Genomic DNA, 921 nt, shown 5'->3' with positions numbered 1-921 from the left:
ATTGCTCGCTCGATCATCGAGGCGATGACTCGGCGTTTGTAGTCGCTGTCGCCGTGCAGGTTGCTCGTGGGGGTGAGGTGTCCGACGCCGTCGTGGGCTGCTGTGTTGACGAGTGTGGTGTCGAGCGTGTTTCCCAGTAGTGCGTTTTCGATGTCGGTGCAGCGCAGTGTGGTGGTGCCGCCTCCGAGGACGGTGATGCGTGCGCGGGTGCAGGTTCCGTTGCCGTCGAGGGTGATCACTGCGGCTGCTCCGCCGATGGCGTAGTCGCCGTGGCGGCGAGCGAATTCGGTGAAGGCGGTTCCGGTTCCCTCGGGGAGGAGGGGGATGTCGACTCCGGTGATCATTTCGTTCCAGTCGAGGGAGGAGATGAAGTGTCCGACGACGAGGTCTTCGATGGGGAGGGTGCGTTCGCTGGTGTGGGTGCGGATTTTGACGGTGGCGTCGAGTGCGAGCATGACTACCGGTATTTCGGCGGATGCGTCGCAGTGGGCCAGTGATCCGCCGATGGTGCCGCGGGTGCGGATTTGTGGGTGGGCGATCCAGCTGGCGGCTTCGCCGATGAGGGGGAAGTGGGTGCGCAGGGTTGCGCTGGTTTCGAGGCGGTGGTGTCGGGTGAGGCCGCCGACGCAGACGTGTCCGGAGGTGGTGTCGACGGTGATGTCGGCCATGTTGGGGACTTTGTTGATGTCGATGAGTATGGACGGTCGGGCGAGTCGGTAGTTGAGCAGTGGCATCAGGCTTTGGCCGCCGGCGAGGAGTTTGGCGTCGTCACCGTGGGATTGGAGTAGGTCCAGCGCGTGATCAGCTGTCTCTGCCCGGACGAAGTCGAACGGTGGCGGCTTCACCGCGAGACGACCGGGAATCGTGAAGTGAGCATGAGATCACTATGACAAAGTGTGGGATCGTCTCGCTCTACGTGGT

At 63.2% G+C, this 921-nt stretch carries 1 protein-coding gene; it reads right to left on the bottom strand.

Annotated features, from left to right (window positions below; all coding sequences use genetic code 11):
• Positions 1-845: FAD binding domain-containing protein (locus RFA01S_RS27245; protein WP_072692272.1), on the bottom strand; the 845-nt coding region annotated here is incomplete at its 3' end.
• Between the last annotated feature and the right edge of the window lie 76 nt (positions 846-921).

It is taken from the genome of Rhodococcoides fascians NBRC 12155 = LMG 3623 (genome assembly GCF_001894785.1).
In the GTDB taxonomy this organism is placed as follows: domain Bacteria; phylum Actinomycetota; class Actinomycetes; order Mycobacteriales; family Mycobacteriaceae; genus Rhodococcoides; species Rhodococcoides fascians.
The sequence above is the reverse complement of the archived record's forward strand: the minus strand, read 5'-3'. Positions and strand labels throughout refer to the sequence as shown.